This window comes from Geodermatophilus sp. DSM 44513 (assembly GCF_032460525.1).
In the GTDB taxonomy this organism is placed as follows: domain Bacteria; phylum Actinomycetota; class Actinomycetes; order Mycobacteriales; family Geodermatophilaceae; genus Geodermatophilus.
Genome location: NZ_CP135963.1, coordinates 1667213 through 1682718, shown reverse-complemented (window position 1 = coordinate 1682718; position 15506 = coordinate 1667213). Strand labels below are relative to the sequence as shown.

14 protein-coding genes are annotated in these 15506 nt (G+C 75.9%); 6 read left to right on the top strand and 8 right to left on the bottom strand.

The features are described 5' to 3' along the window. Window positions 1-35: 35 nt before the first annotated feature. Window positions 36-626, bottom strand: coding sequence for a hypothetical protein (locus RTG05_RS08220; RefSeq protein WP_166528234.1), 591 nt, complete (start codon window positions 624-626; stop codon window positions 36-38). A 188-nt stretch (window positions 627-814) separates the two neighbouring features. On the opposite strand from RTG05_RS08220, the gene RTG05_RS08215 reads away from it, so the two are divergent. Beyond that, window positions 815-1825: an iron-containing redox enzyme family protein gene (locus tag RTG05_RS08215; RefSeq protein ID WP_166528233.1), complete on the top strand. Its 1011-nt coding sequence runs from the start codon at window positions 815-817 to the stop codon at window positions 1823-1825. A gap of 124 nt (window positions 1826-1949) precedes the next feature. On the opposite strand, the gene RTG05_RS08210 is transcribed toward RTG05_RS08215, so the two are convergent. The 4 genes from RTG05_RS08210 to glnA form a co-directional block, all read right to left on the bottom strand. Further along, on the bottom strand, window positions 1950-2261 hold the full coding sequence (locus RTG05_RS08210; RefSeq protein ID WP_166528232.1) for a CDGSH iron-sulfur domain-containing protein: 312 nt from the start codon (window positions 2259-2261) through the stop codon (window positions 1950-1952). Between the two features lie 44 nt (window positions 2262-2305). After that, window positions 2306-5413, bottom strand: coding sequence for a bifunctional [glutamine synthetase] adenylyltransferase/[glutamine synthetase]-adenylyl-L-tyrosine phosphorylase (locus tag RTG05_RS08205; RefSeq protein ID WP_166528231.1), 3108 nt, complete (start codon window positions 5411-5413; stop codon window positions 2306-2308). Then, a complete protein-coding gene (locus tag RTG05_RS08200) occupies window positions 5410-6150 on the bottom strand; it encodes a type 1 glutamine amidotransferase (RefSeq protein ID WP_166528230.1) in 741 nt (246 codons plus the stop codon). Before RTG05_RS08200 ends, RTG05_RS08205 begins: the two co-directional genes overlap by 4 nt. Window positions 6151-6278: 128 nt before the next feature. Next, window positions 6279-7619 carry a type I glutamate--ammonia ligase gene (gene glnA / locus RTG05_RS08195; protein ID WP_166528229.1) on the bottom strand — a complete coding sequence of 447 codons (1341 nt, stop codon included), beginning with the start codon at window positions 7617-7619 and terminating at the stop codon, window positions 6279-6281. A gap of 137 nt (window positions 7620-7756) precedes the next feature. Between glnA and RTG05_RS08190 the strand changes: the two genes are divergently transcribed. The 3 genes from RTG05_RS08190 (at window position 7757) to RTG05_RS08180 (ending at window position 11160) form a co-directional block, all read left to right on the top strand. Beyond that, the gene (locus RTG05_RS08190) at window positions 7757-9586 is read left to right on the top strand and encodes an NAD+ synthase (RefSeq protein WP_208104860.1); all 1830 of its coding nucleotides are present in this window, start codon (window positions 7757-7759) and stop codon (window positions 9584-9586) included. A 31-nt stretch (window positions 9587-9617) separates the two neighbouring features. After that, complete coding sequence (gene panB, locus RTG05_RS08185; RefSeq protein ID WP_166528228.1) at window positions 9618-10448, top strand: 3-methyl-2-oxobutanoate hydroxymethyltransferase; 831 nt, start codon at window positions 9618-9620, stop codon at window positions 10446-10448. 85 nt (window positions 10449-10533) lie between these two features. Further along, window positions 10534-11160: a hypothetical protein gene (locus RTG05_RS08180; RefSeq protein WP_166528227.1), complete on the top strand. Its 627-nt coding sequence runs from the start codon at window positions 10534-10536 to the stop codon at window positions 11158-11160. Between the two features lie 12 nt (window positions 11161-11172). On the opposite strand, the gene npdG is transcribed toward RTG05_RS08180, so the two are convergent. The 3 genes from npdG to RTG05_RS08165 all read right to left on the bottom strand — a co-directional run bounded on the left by npdG (window position 11173) and on the right by RTG05_RS08165 (window position 12669). Further along, window positions 11173-11868 carry an NADPH-dependent F420 reductase gene (gene npdG / locus RTG05_RS08175; RefSeq protein WP_166528226.1) on the bottom strand — a complete coding sequence of 232 codons (696 nt, stop codon included), beginning with the start codon at window positions 11866-11868 and terminating at the stop codon, window positions 11173-11175. A 109-nt stretch (window positions 11869-11977) separates the two neighbouring features. Then, entirely contained in the window at window positions 11978-12160 is a 183-nt protein-coding gene (locus tag RTG05_RS08170; protein WP_166529590.1) for a hypothetical protein, read from the bottom strand. A gap of 38 nt (window positions 12161-12198) precedes the next feature. Beyond that, window positions 12199-12669 carry a cupin domain-containing protein gene (locus RTG05_RS08165; RefSeq protein ID WP_166528225.1) on the bottom strand — a complete coding sequence of 157 codons (471 nt, stop codon included), beginning with the start codon at window positions 12667-12669 and terminating at the stop codon, window positions 12199-12201. A gap of 107 nt (window positions 12670-12776) precedes the next feature. Between RTG05_RS08165 and RTG05_RS08160 the strand changes: the two genes are divergently transcribed. Next, on the top strand, window positions 12777-13916 hold the full coding sequence (locus tag RTG05_RS08160) for a GGDEF domain-containing protein (RefSeq protein ID WP_315912431.1): 1140 nt from the start codon (window positions 12777-12779) through the stop codon (window positions 13914-13916). A 101-nt stretch (window positions 13917-14017) separates the two neighbouring features. Further along, a complete protein-coding gene (locus RTG05_RS08155) occupies window positions 14018-15328 on the top strand; it encodes a M24 family metallopeptidase (protein ID WP_166528223.1) in 1311 nt (436 codons plus the stop codon). The last annotated feature ends 178 nt before the right edge of the window (window positions 15329-15506 follow it).

Sequence of the window (15506 nt, the reverse complement as noted above, 5' to 3'; positions counted from 1 at the left end):
GGGACGTGACGATCGGGCGACGGCGCGTCGCCCGCTCACACGGTGGTGGTGCGCAGCTCCCCCACCATCGCGTCGAGCACGGCGACCGCGCGGCGGTGGTCCCCACCGGGCAGCTCCACGGCGTCGGCGAGCAGGGTGCGGCCGCCCAGGTCCACGGCCCAGCTCGTGATGCGGGTGCCCGCGGGGTACAGGCCCACCGTGGTCACCTGCTCGGTGCGCACCGCCGGGCGGCCACCCACCTCCGTCGTGGTGCGGGCGACCTCGTCGGGGTACACCGGGGCCGCCTGGGCCAGGGGTCCGTCGACGACCCGCAGCGTGACGGGGGCGGTGCGCACGTCGGAGGCCTCGGGGACGACGACCTCCTCGCCGGGGCCGAACCAGCTGCACGCGGGCAGCACGCCGGCGGCGTTGGTCGCCCAGTCGGCCGGGAAGGACACCGTGTAGCCGGCGTCGGAGGTGCACCGGCCGGCGTCCGCCTCCGGGTCGGCAGCACCGGGGACGGTCACCGGGACGGCCGGCTGCACCCGGTCGGCGGCGCTCGCCGGTGAGGCGGACCCCGTGACCGGGGAGGCACAGGCGGTCAGCGCGAGCAGCGGGACGGCAGCGGCGAGGGTCAGGGCGCGCACGGGACGACGTCCTCCCGGTGGGGGTCGGCGGGCTCCGTCTGCCCTGCCCAGGACGGCGCCGTCCCGAACCCGCCGGCGCCCGTCGCAACCGGATCGTCACGTGGCGGCCGGTGGATCCCCCCACCCGTGGGTGCACACCACACCGCCGACGTGCATCGACGGCCGCGGTCCTGGGCATGGGGATCTCCATGCGCCTGCCTGAGCCCAGGGGTCCGCTGACCCGCGCCCTGTGCGACGACCTCGCCACCGGCACCCTGTCCCCCGCGACCGCCGAGCTCGCGGAGCGGACGGCGGCCGCCGCCACCGACCCGCTGCTCGACGAGGACCTCCAGCTGGCCCTCGCGGTCTGCTACGAGCTGCACTACCGCGGTTTCGACGGTGTCGACGAGACCTGGGAGTGGGACCCCGAGCTGCTGCGGGTGCGCGCGCACCTGGAGCGGGCGCACACCGCCGGGTTGCGCGCGCTGGTCGGCGAGCCGGAGGTGACCGGTGAGCCGGTCGACCAGCAGCTCGGCACCCTCATCGCGGCCGACGACGGCCCCTCGCTGTCGCGGTACATGGCCCGCAGCGGCTCGCTGGAGCAGTGGCGGGAGTTCCTGACCCTGCGCTCGGTGTACCACCTCAAGGAGGCCGACCCGCACACCTTCGCGCTGCCCCGGCTGTCCGGGCGCACCAAGGCGGCGATGGTGGAGATCCAGGCCGACGAGTACGGCGGCGGCTCGGCCGAGCGCATGCACAGCGAGCTGTTCGCCGGCATGATGCGCGACCTCGACCTGGACGCCGGCTACGGCGCGCTGTGGGACGATGCCCCCGCCGTGGCGTTCGCCTCGGTCAACACCATGTCGCTGTTCGGCCTGCACCGGCGGTGGCGGGGTGCGGCGCTCGGACACCTGGCCTGCGTGGAGATGACCTCCTCCGAGCCGTCCCGCCGCTACTCCTCGGGCCTGCGCCGGCTGGGCTACGGCGGGCCGACGACGGTGTTCTACGACGAGCACGTGGAGGCCGACGCCGTCCACGAGCAGATCGCCGCGGTGGACATGTGCGGCTCACTGGTCACCGGTGAGCCGCAGCTGGCCGCCGACGTGCTGTTCGGCGCCGCCTGCTCGCTGGCGATGGACGGCCTGGCCGCCCGGCACCTGCTCGGCGAGTGGGAGGCCGGCCGCTCGGGCCTGCGCGGGCGGGTGGCCCTCGCCGCCTGAGGCGAGGGCTCGCACCCCGTCCGGTGGACCGTTCGTGCACCCACCGCGAACGGGACGGTCGCGCGGCAGCGGTGTGTGCACGAGACGCGGGGCCGGCCCCATCTCCTCGGAGCCGGCCCAGAGCTCAGCGGGTGTCGTCCCCCGGGCCGGCGTCGGGGCGGATCTGTGCGGCCGGGCGGGGGCGGCTGGGGGCGCTGGGCGCGGACCACCCGGCCCGCTTGTGCGAGCCGTCGCAGAACGGCTTGATGCCGGACTTGCCGCACCGGCACAGCGCCACGGTCTCCCGGCCGGGGTCGATCTCCCCGCCGTCCTGGTCGACCAGCCGGAAGTCGCCGCGGACGATCAGCGGTCCGTCCCGGTAGGGGGTGATGGTGGCCCCGCCGGGCCGCAGCGGGGCGTCGTTCGGGACCTGGTCGTCGGGCGCGGGCTGGGACACCCCCTCCTCCTGCCCTGCCGGGGCGCCCGGCACACCCACCGCGCTCAGGACCCGGCCGGCGGCTGGCCGTAGAAGACCTCCTCGACCACGGCGCGCGCCTGGCGGGTGGCCCGCCGGTAGTCGTCGAGGAACTGCCCGGGCTCGGCGTCCGGGCCGTAGCCGCTGGCCCGCGCCACGCCGGCCAGCTCCACGCCCGGGCGGGGCAGCTGGTCACTGGGCCGCCCGCGCACCAGGAACACCGCGTTGCGGGCCCGGCTGGCCAGCTCCCACGCCCGCTGCAGGGTCTCGGCCTGCTCGGCGTCGACCAGCCCCGCCTCGCGCAGCGCGTGCAGGGCCGCGACGGTGGAGGTCACCTGCAGCGCGGGTGTCCCGGCGGCGTGCTGCAGCTGCAGCAGCTGCACGGTCCACTCGACGTCGGCCAGCCCCCCGCGGCCGAGCTTGGTGTGCGTCGTCGGGTCCGCGCCCCGGGGCAGCCGCTCGCGCTCGACCCGCGCCTTGATCCGGCGGATCTCGGCGACCTGCTCGGGCGTGAGCCCCGCGGCCGGGTGGCGGATCGGGTCGACCAGCTCGGTGAACGCCGTCCCCAGGGCCTCGTCGCCGGCCACCGGCACGGCGCGCAGCAGCGCCTGGCACTCCCACACCGACATCCAGCGCTCGTAGTACTCCCGGTAGGAGTCCAGGCTGCGCACCAGCGCGCCCTGGCGGCCCTCCGGTCGCAGGTCGGCGTCGATGGCGAAGGCCGGGTCCGGCGCCGGCTCGGCGAGCAGCCGGCGCAGCGTGTGCGCGACCGCGTTGGCCGCCGCCGTGGCCCGGCCCTCCTCCGCGCCCGGCCGCGGCCGGTGCACGAACAGCACGTCGGCGTCCGAGCCGTAGCCCATCTCCCCGCCACCCAGGCGGCCCATGCCGATGACGGCGACGTCGGTGGGCAGCTCCTGCGGCGTGGTGCCGGCCGCGGCGGCGTGCGCCCGCACGGCGACGTCCAGGCCGACCTGCAGCACGGCGACGGCGATGTCGGTGAGTGCCCGGCCGACCTGTGCGACGTCCAGCATGCCGAGCAGGTCCGCGGCTGCCACCCGCAGCAGCTCGGAGCGGCGCAGCCCGCGCAGCACCCGGATGCCGGCGGTGGGGTCCGCGGCCCGCCCGGCGGCCTGCCGCCAGGCCCGGGTCAGCGCCTCGGCGGTGCGCGGGCGCAGCTCGTCGTCGTCGGCGAGGATCCGCAGCGCCTCGGGCGTGCGGGTGAGCAGCGCGGTGAGGTACTGGCTGGAGCCCAGCAGCTGGGCCAGTCGCTCGGCGACCTGGCCCTCGTCGCGCAGCAGCCGCAGGTACCACTGGTTGCCGCCGAGGGCCTCGCTGACGGAGCGGTAGGCCAGCAGGCCGGCGTCGGGGTCCGCGCAGTCGGCGAGGGTCTGCAGCACCACCGGCAGCAGGTACTTCTGCATCGACGCCGAGCGGGACACCCCGCCGGTGAGCGCGGCCATGTGCCGCAGCGCGCCGTCGGGGTCGGCGAAGCCCAGCGCGCGCAGCCAGTCACCGGCGGCCTTGGAGCCCAGCTGCGCGGCCTCCGGCGGCACCTTGGCCACCGCCGACAGCAGCGGCCGGTAGAAGAGCTTCTCGTGCAGCCGGCGCACCTCGCGGGTGTGCAGCGACAGCTCGGCGTCCAGGACGGCGACGGCGTCCCCCCGGTGGTCGGGCTTGTAGCCCAGCGAGCGGGCCAGCCAGCGCAGCTGGGCGTCGTCGGTGGGCAGCAGGTGGGTGCGGCGCAGCCGGAGCAGCTGCAGCCGGTGCTCCACGGTGCGCAGGAAGCGGTAGGAGGCGATGAGGGTGTCGGCGTCGTCGCGGCCGACGTAGCCGCCGGCCCGCAGCGCCGCCAGCGCGGGCAGGGTGCCGCCCACCCGCAGCCGCCCGTCGACCCGCCCGTGCACCAGCTGCAGCAGCTGGACGGCGAACTCCACGTCGCGCAGCCCGCCGCGGCCGAGCTTCAGCTCGCGCTCGGCCTGGGCGGGCGGGATGTTCTCCAGCACCCGTCGGCGCATCGCCTGCACCTCGGCGACGAAACCGGGCCGCTCCCCGGCCTGCCAGACCAGCGGGAACAGCTCCTCGACGTAGGCCCGGCCGAGGTCGGGGTCCCCGGCCACCGGGCGCATCTTCAGCAGCGCCTGGAACTCCCAGGTGCTGGCCCACTGCGCGTAGTAGGCGGCGTGCCCGGACAGGGTGCGGACCAGCGCGCCGGCCTTGCCCTCCGGGCGCAGCGCCGCGTCGACCTCCCAGGCCGCCTCGCGGCACACCCGCATGAGCGCGGCGGCGACCCGGGTGGCGCTCCGGAGCGCCGGCGCCGCCTCGGCGTCCCCGGGGTCGACCGGCTCGGCGACGAAGACCACGTCGACGTCGCTGACGTAGTTGAGCTCCCGGCCGCCGCACTTGCCCAGCCCGATGACGGCCAGCCGGCAGGCGGGCGCGTCGGCGGGCTGCTCGGCGACCGCCACGGCCAGGCCCGCGGTGAGCACCGCGGCGGCGACGTCGGCGAGCTCGGCGGCGACGTCCTCGGCGGGCAGGCCCTCGGCGAGGTCCCGGCCGGCGAGGGACAGGACGGCCCGGCGGTAGGCCAGCCGCAGGCCGGCGACCCGCTGCGGGTCGGCGTCCGGTGCGGCCCGGCCCAGCCGCACGCCCCACGGGGGGTCGTCGGGGTCGGCGCCGACGGCGGTGAGCATCTGCCGCTGCAGCGCCTGCGGGGTGGGCCGCGCGGGGCCGCGGCCGTCGTCGTCGTCGAGCACGGCCCAGTCGCCGGGGTGGGCGGCCAGGTGGTCGGCCAGGCCGGAGCTGGCGCCCAGCACGGCGAGCAGCCGGGAGCGCAGCAGCGCCGAGCCGCGCAGCCTTGCGAGCAGGGCGGCCGCCGCGCCGCCGGTGGGGTCCTCGGCGTCCAGCGCCTCCACCAGCCGGCGCAGCGACCGGACGGCGAGGTCCGGGTCGCCGGTGCGCGCCACGGCCGCCACGACGGGCCCGGCCTCGGGGTCGGCCGGCTCGTTGCGCTCGAGGTCCCACAGCCCCATCGCGGGGTCGGACAGCAGGCGGGCGGCCCGCTCGCCGTCGCCGAAACCGAAGCGCACCAGCCGGACGACGGCCCGCCGGGGGACCTCCGGTGCGCCGGCCGTCACGGTGTGGCCGCCCCTGAGCGGTCGCGGCTGCGGACGAGGTCGGCGAAGCGGGCGGCGAACGGCGCCCACACCTCCTCGAGGTCGGGGTGCACGGCCGTGGACCGGGCGACGACCGTGGCCCGGTCCAGCCCGCTGGCGGCCACGCCGACGGTGTCGCGGGTGGCCCACTCCTCGACGACCTCGGGTGTCGTCTCGATGTGGAACTGCACGCCGTAGACGTGCCGGCCGACGCGGAAGGCCTGGTGCGGGTAGGCGGGGCTGCTGGCGAGCAGGGTGGCCCCGCGCGGCAGCTCGGCGATCTCGTCGTGGTGGAACTGGATGACGTCGGGGGTCATCGGCAGCGGGGCGAACAGCGGGTCGGCGTCCGCGGCGTCCCGCTTCGCGACCAGGGTCGCCCCGACCTCCGGCCCGTCCACGCCCGTGCGCACCCGGCCGCCGCCGACCTCGGCCAGCAGCTGGGCGCCCAGGCACACGGCCAGGGTCGGGACGTCGGCCGCCAGCGCCTGACCCAGCAGCCGGCGGACGCCGGTCAGCTCGGGGCTGGTCGCCTCGTCGTCCATCGCCGACTGCGGCCCGCCCAGGACCAGCAGCCCGTCGACGCCGTCCAGCGTCTCCGGGAGCGGGTCGCCGGTGCCCAGGTGCCGCTCGTCGAGCGTCAGCCCGGCGTCCACCAGCCAGCCGCCCAGCCGGGCGGGCGGGTCGGTCTCGGAGGGGACGACGACGAGCAGGCGGGCCACGGAGGTGAGCTTATGGAACGGCCCCCTCGCAGGGCGGCCCCGTCCCGAGGCTCGCCGCGAGCTCGCGAGTGGTGAGGAGGACGGGGTCCTTCCACGGAGCACGTCGTGGGGGGCGAGGGGGTCCTCCTTCAGAGGCCGGGGAGGTAGCGGGTGAGCTCCCACGGGGTGACGTTCTGCCGGTAGGCGTTCCACTCCGCCCACTTGTTGCGCAGGAAGAACTCGAACACGTGCTCGCCGAGGGTCTCGGCGACCAGCTCGCTGCCCTGCATCGCGGTGAGCGCCTCGCCGAGGGACACCGGCAGGTCCTCGTAGCCGGCGGCGCGCCGCTCGGTGTCGGTGAGCGACCAGACGTCGTCCTCGGCCTCGGGGGGCAGCTCGTAGCCCTTCTCGATGCCCCGCAGCCCGGCGGCCAGCAGGATGGCGAAGGTCAGGTAGGGGTTGCACGCGGAGTCCGGGGAGCGGACCTCCACCCGCGCGGACTGGCCCTTGTTGGGCTTGTAGGACGGCAGCCGCACCAGCGCCGAGCGGTTGGCCCGGCCCCAGGTCGCCGCCGTCGGCGCCTCGGTGCCGGCCAGCAGGCGCCGGTAGGAGTTCACCGTCTGGTTGGTGACGGCCGTGTACTCCTTGGCGTGGGTGAGCAGCCCGGCGATGAACTGCCTGCCGGTGGTCGACAGGCGCATCGGGTCGGCCGGGTCGGAGAAGGCGTTGCCGTCGCCCTCGAACAGCGACAGGTGGGTGTGCATCGCCGAGCCGGCCAGGTCGGTGAACGGCTTGGGCATGAACGTCGCGTGCACGCCCTGGGCCAGCGCCACCTCCCGGACGACGTGCCGCAGCGTCATGATGTTGTCGGCCATCGACAGCGCGTCGGCGTAGCGCAGGTCGATCTCCTGCTGGCCGGGCGCGACCTCGTGGTGGCTGAACTCCACCGAGATGCCCATCGCCTCCAGCGCGAAGACCGCCTCGCGGCGGAAGTCGTGGGCGACGTTGTGGGTGGACAGGTCGAAGTAGCCGCCGTTGTCGGCCGGCTCGGGCGCGCGGCCGTCGGTGGGCAGGTCCTTGAGCAGGAAGAACTCGACCTCGGGGTGGGTGTAGAAGGTGAAGCCCATCTCCGCGGCCTTGGACAGCGCCCGGCGCAGCACGTGCCGCGGGTCGGCCCAGGACGGCGACCCGTCGGGCAGCGTGAGGTCGCAGAACATGCGGGCGGTGTCGCTGGGCTGCCCCTTGGCCCCGGGCATCACCTGGAAGGTGCCCGGGTCGGGCTTGGCCAGCATGTCGGACTCGTAGACGCGGGCGAAGCCCTCGATCGCCGAGCCGTCGAAGCCGATGCCCTCGGCGAAGGCCGCCTCGATCTCCGCCGGCGCCACGGCCACGGCCTTGAGGTAGCCCGAGACGTCGGTGAACCACAGCCGCACGAAGCGGATGTCGCGTTCCTCCAGGGTGCGCAGGACGAACTCCTGCTGTCGGTCCATGCTCGCCATGATCGCGTCCAGTCGTTTCCGTGAGGTGACGTCGGGCCCAGCCTGCCCCCTCGGCGCCGAGGACACACCGGCCACCCGCGCCGCGCCCCCCCTGGCCCCTCGCCGGGGACGCGGACGAGGATGGACGCGTGACCGGACCCGTGCAGCTCCGAGTGGCCCTGGCCCAGGTCGACACCCGCGTGGGCGACATCGACGGCAACGTCGCCCTGGTGACCCGCTGGACCACCGACGCCGCGGGTGCCGGCGCGCACGTCGTCGTCTTCCCCGAGATGACGCTGACCGGCTACCCGGCCGAGGACCTCGTGTTGCGCGAGTCCTTCGCCCGCGCCAGCGAGACCGCGCTGGTCGACCTCGCCGCGGACCTGGACGCCCGCGGCCTGGGCGGCGTCGCCGTCGTCGTCGGCTACCTGGCGCACACCGAGGGCCCAGGCCCGGCGCCGGTGGAGTCGATGCCCGGGGACGACGACCGCCCGGCCGATGCCAACCCGCGCCGCGGCGCGCCGCGCAACGCCGCGGCCCTGCTGCACGGTGGCGAGGTCGTCGTCCGCTACGCCAAGCGGCACCTGCCCAACTACGGCGTCTTCGACGAGGCCCGCTACTTCGTGCCCGGCACCGAGCTGCCGATCGTCCGGCTGCACGGGGTGGACGTCGCCCTGACCGTCTGCGAGGACCTCTGGGTCGAGGGCGGGCCGTGCGGCGTGGCCGGGCAGGCCGGCGTGGACCTCGTCCTGTCCCCCAACGCCTCGCCCTACGAGCGGGCCAAGGACGACCTGCGGCTGCCGCTGGTGCGCCGCCGCGCGGCCGAGGCCCGGGCCACGGTCGTGTACTGCAACCAGGTCGGCGGCCAGGACGAGCTCGTGTTCGACGGCGACTCGATGGCCGTGTCCCCCGACGGCGAGCTGCTCGGCCGGGCGCCGCAGTTCGTCGAGCACCTGATGTGCGTGGACCTCGCGATCGACCCCTCGGCCGTCCCCGAGCGCCGGGCGGGGCGGATCGGGCCCATGACGGTCACTCGGCACGTGCTGTCCGAGGAGCCGGTGGCGGCCTTCGACCCGCGACCGGCGCCGGTGGCCGAGCCGCTGCCGGACGCCGAGGAGGTCTGGCGGGCCCTGGTCCTGGGGCTCAGGGACTTCATCGACAAGAACGGCATGCCCTCGGTGGTGCTGGGGCTGTCCGGCGGGATCGACTCCGCGGTGTGCGCGGCGCTGGCCGTCGACGCGCTGGGCGCCGACCGGGTGCACGGCGTGGGCCTGCCGTCGCGGTACTCCAGCGAGCACTCGCTGGCCGACGCCGCCGACCTGGCTGCGCGCACCGGGCTGCACTACTCGGTGGTGCCGATCGCGCCGATGGTGGACGCCTACCACGCGTCGGTGGAGCTGTCCGGGGTGGCGGCGGAGAACCTGCAGGCCCGGGTGCGCGGCACGCTGCTCATGGGCCTGTCCAACCAGCACGGCCACCTGCTGCTGACCACCGGCAACAAGAGCGAGATCGCGGTCGGCTACTCGACGCTGTACGGGGACTCCGCCGGCGGTTTCGCCCCCATCAAGGACGTCCCGAAGACGCTGGTGTGGGAGCTCGCCCGCTGGCGCAACGCGCACGCCCGCGAGCGCGGGGAGACCGAGCCGATCCCGCGGAACTCCATCGACAAGCCGCCGTCCGCGGAGCTCGCACCCGGCCAGGTGGACACCGACTCGCTGCCCTCCTACGAGGAGCTGGACGCGGTCGTCGCCGACTACGTCGACCGCGACCTCGGCATGGCGCAGCTGCTGGAGCTGGGCCACGACCCCGAGGTGGTCGCCCGGGTGCTGCGGCTGGTGGACGCCGCGGAGTTCAAGCGCCGCCAGTCCGCGCCCGGCACCAAGATCTCGCTCAAGGCGTTCGGCCGCGACCGCCGGCTGCCCGTCACCAACCGGTGGCGGGAGACGCTGCCCACCGTGCGTGAAGGAGCCCGGCTGTGAACGAGCCCGCGAGTTCGAGAGGGAGCAGGGCATGACCGAGTCGGTGCTCTACGGGGGCGGGTCCACGGCCCGGGTGCGGGTGCACCACCTGCAGCAGGCCAAGGAGCGCGGCGAGCGGTGGGCGATGCTCACCGCCTACGACACCTCCAGCGCCACGGTCTTCGAGGAGGCCGGCATCCCGGTGATGCTGGTCGGCGACTCCTCGGGCAACGTCGTCCTCGGGCACCCCTCGACCGTGCCGGTCACGGTGGAGGACCTGCTGCTGATGACCCGCGCGGTCACCCGCTCGACGAAGCGGTCGCTGATCGTGGCCGACCTGCCGTTCGGCAGCTACGAGGCCTCGCCGGAGCAGGCGTTCGGCACCGCCGTGCGGATGATGAAGGAGGGCGGCGCGCAGGCGGTCAAGCTGGAGGGCGGGGAGCGGGTGGCCCCGCAGATCCGGCTGCTGCACGACTCCGGCATCCCGGTCATGGCGCACATCGGGTTCACCCCACAGAGCGAGCACGCCCTGGGCGGCTTCCGGGTGCAGGGCCGCGGCGCGGGGGCGGAGCGGCTGCTGGCCGACGCGCTCGCCGTGCAGGACGCCGGGGCGTTCGCCGTCGTCCTGGAGATGGTGCCCGCGGAGATCGCGGGGAAGGTGACCGCGGAGCTGGCCATCCCGACCATCGGCATCGGCGCCGGCCCGCACTGCGACGCCCAGGTGCTGGTCTGGCCGGACATGGCCGGGCTGACCGGCGGGCGGGTGCCCCGGTTCGTGAAGCGGTACGCCGACCTGCGCGGCGAGCTGCTGCGCGCGGCCCGCGAGTACGCCGACGAGGTGCGCACCGGGACCTTCCCCGGCCCCGAGCACTCCTTCGAGTAGCCCGCTGCGGCGTCGGGGCTCGCGGGTCACCCGCACCGGTGACCGCGGTCGCGTGGCGGCGCTCGGCGGCCTAGCGTCCCCCGCCGTGACCGGGCCGCGGGACGTCGTCCTGCAGGAGGTCCGCCCGTCGCTGCGCACCTACGCGGCGACGCTGCGGACCCCGGGCCAGCTGCTCGCGTTCGCCGTCGCCGGCCTCTCGCTCGCGCTCAACCTCGCTGACTGGACCGCTGCACCGGCCCTGGTGGCCCTCGTGGGCGGCGTGTCCGCCCTCGCACTGCCGCTGCTGCTGCAGCGGTACGTCGCGCGGGTCCGGGTCACCGACCGGGCCGTGCACCGGCGCGACGCCCTGGGCCGCACGCGGGTCGTGCCCCGCGCGGAGATCGCGCAGGCCCTGCTCCTGCCGGCCTTCCGCTCCTCCGGCGGTCCGGCCACCGGCCTGCTGGTCCTGCTGGACGGCCGGCGCCGTCCCCTCCTCCGCGTCCACGGCCGCTGGTGGGGTGCCGACCGCCTGCGCTCGATCGCGGAGGCGGTGGCCGCGCCGGTGCTGGTGATCGAGGACCCGCTCACACCGCTCGAGCTCGTGTGGCGCCGGGTGTACGAGCTGTCCTGGCGGGAGCGGCACCCCGTGCTGACCGATGTCCTCGTCGCGCTCGGCGCCGTCGTCCTGCTCGTGGGTGGGGTCCTCGTCGCCAGGGGCGCAGGATGGACCTGACGGGGTCTCCGCTCAGACGTCGGTGACGCGGATGCCGGCGTGGGCCTTGTAGCGGCGGTTGACCGAGACCAGGTTGATGGTCAGCGCCTCGACCTGCCGGGCGTTGCGCAGCCGTCCGGCGTAGACGCCGCGCATGCCGGGCAGCCGGCCGGCCAGCGCCTGCACGGTGTCGGTGGCCTCGCGGACGTCGCCGACGACCATCACGTCGCCGTCCAGGGTGGGCTTGGACAGGTCCTCGAGCAGCCGTGCGGACAGGTGGTGGAAGGCGCCGACCACGTGCGAGTCGGGCAGCAGCGCGGCGGCCTGCTGGGCCGCGGAGCCCTCGGGGACGTCGAGCACGTAGGCGCCGAGCTCGTCGAAGGCCATCGGGACGACGCAGTCGACGACGACCTTGCCGGCCAGCGGGGTGGCCATCCCGGCGAGGGTGTCCGCGTGCCCAGCGTAGGGCACGGCGACGATCACCAGGTCGGCCGCGCCGGCGACGTCGAGGTTGGCGCCGCCGGTGACGGAGACCTCGCCGCCCCCGGACGCCGCGGCCGCCCGCTCGGCGACCTGGGCGGCCACCTCACCGGCCCGGCCGGCCTCCCGCGAGCCCAGCAGCACCCGCTGCCCGGCCGCGGCCAGCCGGACGGCCAGCCCGCGACCCTGCGGGCCGGTGCCGCCGAGCACCCCGACGACCAGGTCCTCCACCGAACGTGCGTCCGTCACGTGCCACCTCCGTCCGCCGGACCGCCCGGCGTCCCGCCGATCATGCCCCCTGGTGACGGACCGGAACGGCCCGCGTCGGGGTCCCGTCCCGAGCTCGCGGGGCCCTGCGCTACCCGTCCCGCCAGCGGCGGTCCTCGGCGGTCAGCCGCTCCTCGCGCTCGGCCACCGAGTCCAGCGCCCGCTCGGCCTCCTCGCGGGTGTCGTAGGGACCCAGGCGGTGCCGCTCGGCACAGCCGTCCCGGTCCTCGACGGTGTGGTGCTTGAGGCAGTAGAACCACGGTCCCTGCGCCACGTGCGCCTCCTCGATCGGTGTCCGGTCCCCGTCCAGGCTCACACGTCCACCATGACCTGGTCGTGCCGGGCGTAGAAGGCGGTCATCTCCTCCGGCGTCCTCGTGCGCCCGCTGCGGCGCAGCTCGGCCATCTCGGCGAAGAACCGCTCGCGGGCGATGCCCGGGGCGAACAGGATGAGGAAGCCGGCCGGCTCGTCGCCGTCGTTGCGGAAGCCGTGCACCCCCTGCTCGTGGACCAGCGCGAGGTCGCCGGGCCCGTACGGCCGCCACGCCCCGTCGGCGTACACGGTCAGCTCGCCGGACAGCACGTAGAAGGACTCGGAGAAGGTCCGGTGGAAGTGTGGGGCCGCGCCCGGGCTGCGCGGGGCCAGGAGGTACTCGACCAGACCGAAGCGCCCGGCGGTGGCCGCGCCGGGCGCGACCACGCGCAGCGCGCTGCTGCCCGACTCGACCATCGGGTGCTCGGCGCTGGTGCGGACGACGACGGCGCCAGGGGTGGGGTGGGACACGCGGTCACCCTGGCACCGACCCGGCGCGCCGTCGACCGCCTCCGGGGGCGCGGGAGCCTCCGTCCAGGGGCTCCCCGGGAACCCCCGGGTACGGCATGCTGCACCTCGTGACCGCGCGGCGACTCAAAGACACCGACACACGGCGGTCCGGGCTCGACGTGGACGCCGGCCGGGGGGTGGAGCGGCAGGTCGCCGCCTGGACCCTCGCCGGGCTGATGGTCCTGGGTGCGGGCATGGGGCTGCTCAACCTCTCCGTCGAGGGGGTCCTGCGCGAGGGCGCCTCCCGGTGGGTCTACGGCGGCACGATGGTGCTGCTGATGGCCCTCGGCGTGGTCCTGGGTCTGTTGCGGCGGGTCGGCCGGCCGGAGACCTTCGGGCTGGTGCTGCTCGGCGACCTGGTCTACGTCGTCGTCGCCCTGTGCATCGAGGACCCGGTCCGCTACGCCACCCCGCTCATGCTGCTGTTCCCCGCGTTCGTCGCCGCCTGGTTCCTCAGCCCGTGGATGCTCGGGGTCAACATGGCGGCCACCGTGCTGGCCTGCCTGGTGGCGATGTGGGGCAGCTACGACGACCCGGTGGCCCTCACCGTCCAGGTGGCCGTGAACTCCGGCGTCCTCAACGCGGCGTCCGCCGGGGTGTACGTGCTGCGCCGCCGGGTGGAGCGGCTGCTGGAGGCCACCCGCGCGCTGTCCCACCAGGACCCGCTCACCGGGCTGGCCAACCGGCGCCGGCTCGTCGAGCAGGCGCCGCGGGTGTGGCGGCAGGCCCGCCGGGAGGGGTCCCAGGTGGTCGCGATGGTGCTGGACCTCGACCACTTCAAGCAGCTCAACGACGCCCACGGGCACGCCGCCGGGGACGCGGTGCTGCAGGCGGTGGCGGCGGCCCTGGCGGCCACCGTGCGGCCCAGCGACGTGCTGGCGCGCGCGGGCGGTGAGGAGATGATCGTGCTCGGTCTGGTCGGCGACGCCGTCGAGGCGCGCCGGCTGGCCGAGCGGCTGCGGTCGGCGGTGGCGGCCAGCCGCTCCGGCGGGGGGCACGCGGTGACCGCCTCGATCGGCCTCGCGCTGGCCCGGCCGGTGGACGGCGAGGACGCCGCGGGTGCGATGTGGCGGCTGGTCGACCGCGCCGACGGGGCCATGTACGAGGCCAAGCGGGCCGGGCGCGACCGGGTGGCGGCCGTCCTGCCCCGGCAGCGCACCGGGCAGTTCCGCGACAGCATCCCCCCGCCCAGCCGCGCGGTGGGGTGATGGAGGGCACCTCCGCCCCCCGCCACCCGTGGACTCGCGGAGGGCCCCTGCGGAGGCCGGCTCGACCGGTGGGGACGGCGGTTGTCTGCTCCACTCTCCCCATGCCGCTCGTCGCGCCGGACCCGACCCGGACGGTGCCCCTGCCGCTCCGCGAGCAGGCCGACGTCCGTGACCGGTGGCTGACCCAGCGGCTGCTGGACCTGCTGCCGGACCTGATGGACCGGGCCGGCATCGACCTGTGGCTGGTGGTCGGGCGGGAGTACAACGAGGACCCGGTGCTGGCCACGCTGCTGCCGGCGACCTGGCTGTCGGCCCGGCGGTGCACGATCCTGGTGCTGCACCGCAGCGACGACGGCGTCACCGCGGCCGCGGTCTCCCGCTACCCGGTGGGGCAGTTCCTCCCGGCGTGGTCCCCGGAGGACGACGGACGGCGGCCGGCCGAGGAGTCCCAGTGGGCCGAGGTGCGGCGCTTCGTGGAGCAGGCCGCGCCGCGGCGGATCGGCGTCGACGTGTCGTCCGACTGCGCCCTGGCCGATGGCCTCTCGCACACCGAGCACCGGCTGGTCTGCCAGGCGCTGGGGCCGTGGGCCGACCGGCTGGTCTCGGCCGAGGACCTCGCCGTCGGCTGGCTGGAGACGCGGCTGCCCGAGGAGATCGCCGCGCTGGACGGGCTCAACCGGCGGGTGGGCGAGGTGGTCGGGGAGGCCTTCTCCCCGGCCGCCCTGACCGCCGGGGTCACCACCGCCACCGACCTCGCCTGGTGGCTGCGCCAGCGGCTGGCCGACCTGGGCTGCGAGCCGTGGTTCCACCCCGTGGTCGACGTCCAGCGGGCCGGGGTGCCGCCGCTGCGCCGCCAGGGCGTGCTGCTGCCCGCCGTCGGCTACGACGAGCCGGTGCGGCCGGGTGACCTGGTGCACTGCGACGTGGGGATGGCCAGCCTGGGGCTGCGGACCGACAGCCAGCGCAACGGCTACGTGCTGCGGGACGGCGAGACCGACGCGCCGGCGGGGCTGCGGCAGGCGCTGGCCGTCGGCAACCGGCTGCAGGACCTCACCGCCGCGGAGCTGGTCGCGGGCCGCACCGGCAACGAGGTGCTGGCCGCGGCCCGGAGCGCCGCCGCGGCCGAGGGGATCGACGGCGACATCTACTCCCACCCGGTCGGCGCGCACGGGCACGGGGCCGGGCCGGCGATCGGCCGCTGGGACGACCAGCGCGGCGTCCCCGGCGCCGGTGACCGGGTGCTGTGCCCCGATACCGTCTACGCCCTGGAGCTGTGCGTGCGGGTGCCGGTGCCCGAGTGGGGCGACCAGCCGGTGCGGATGGCCCTGGAGGAGGGCGTGGCGCTCACCGGTGAGGGCGTGCGCTACCTCGGCGACCGGCAGACCGAGCTGCTGCTGATCCCCACCTCCTGAGGGGCCCGGCCCGCGGGGGGACGGGCCGCTCAGCCCGGGAGGTGCACCATCTCCAGCTGGATGTCGTCCGGGTCGCGGAACACGAGCAGCCGAGTACGGCATGGGGTCGGTGGTGTCGGTGACCCCGGCGTGGGCGACGCCCAGGCCGGCGCCCCGGCGTTCGCCGTGTTGTGGTGGA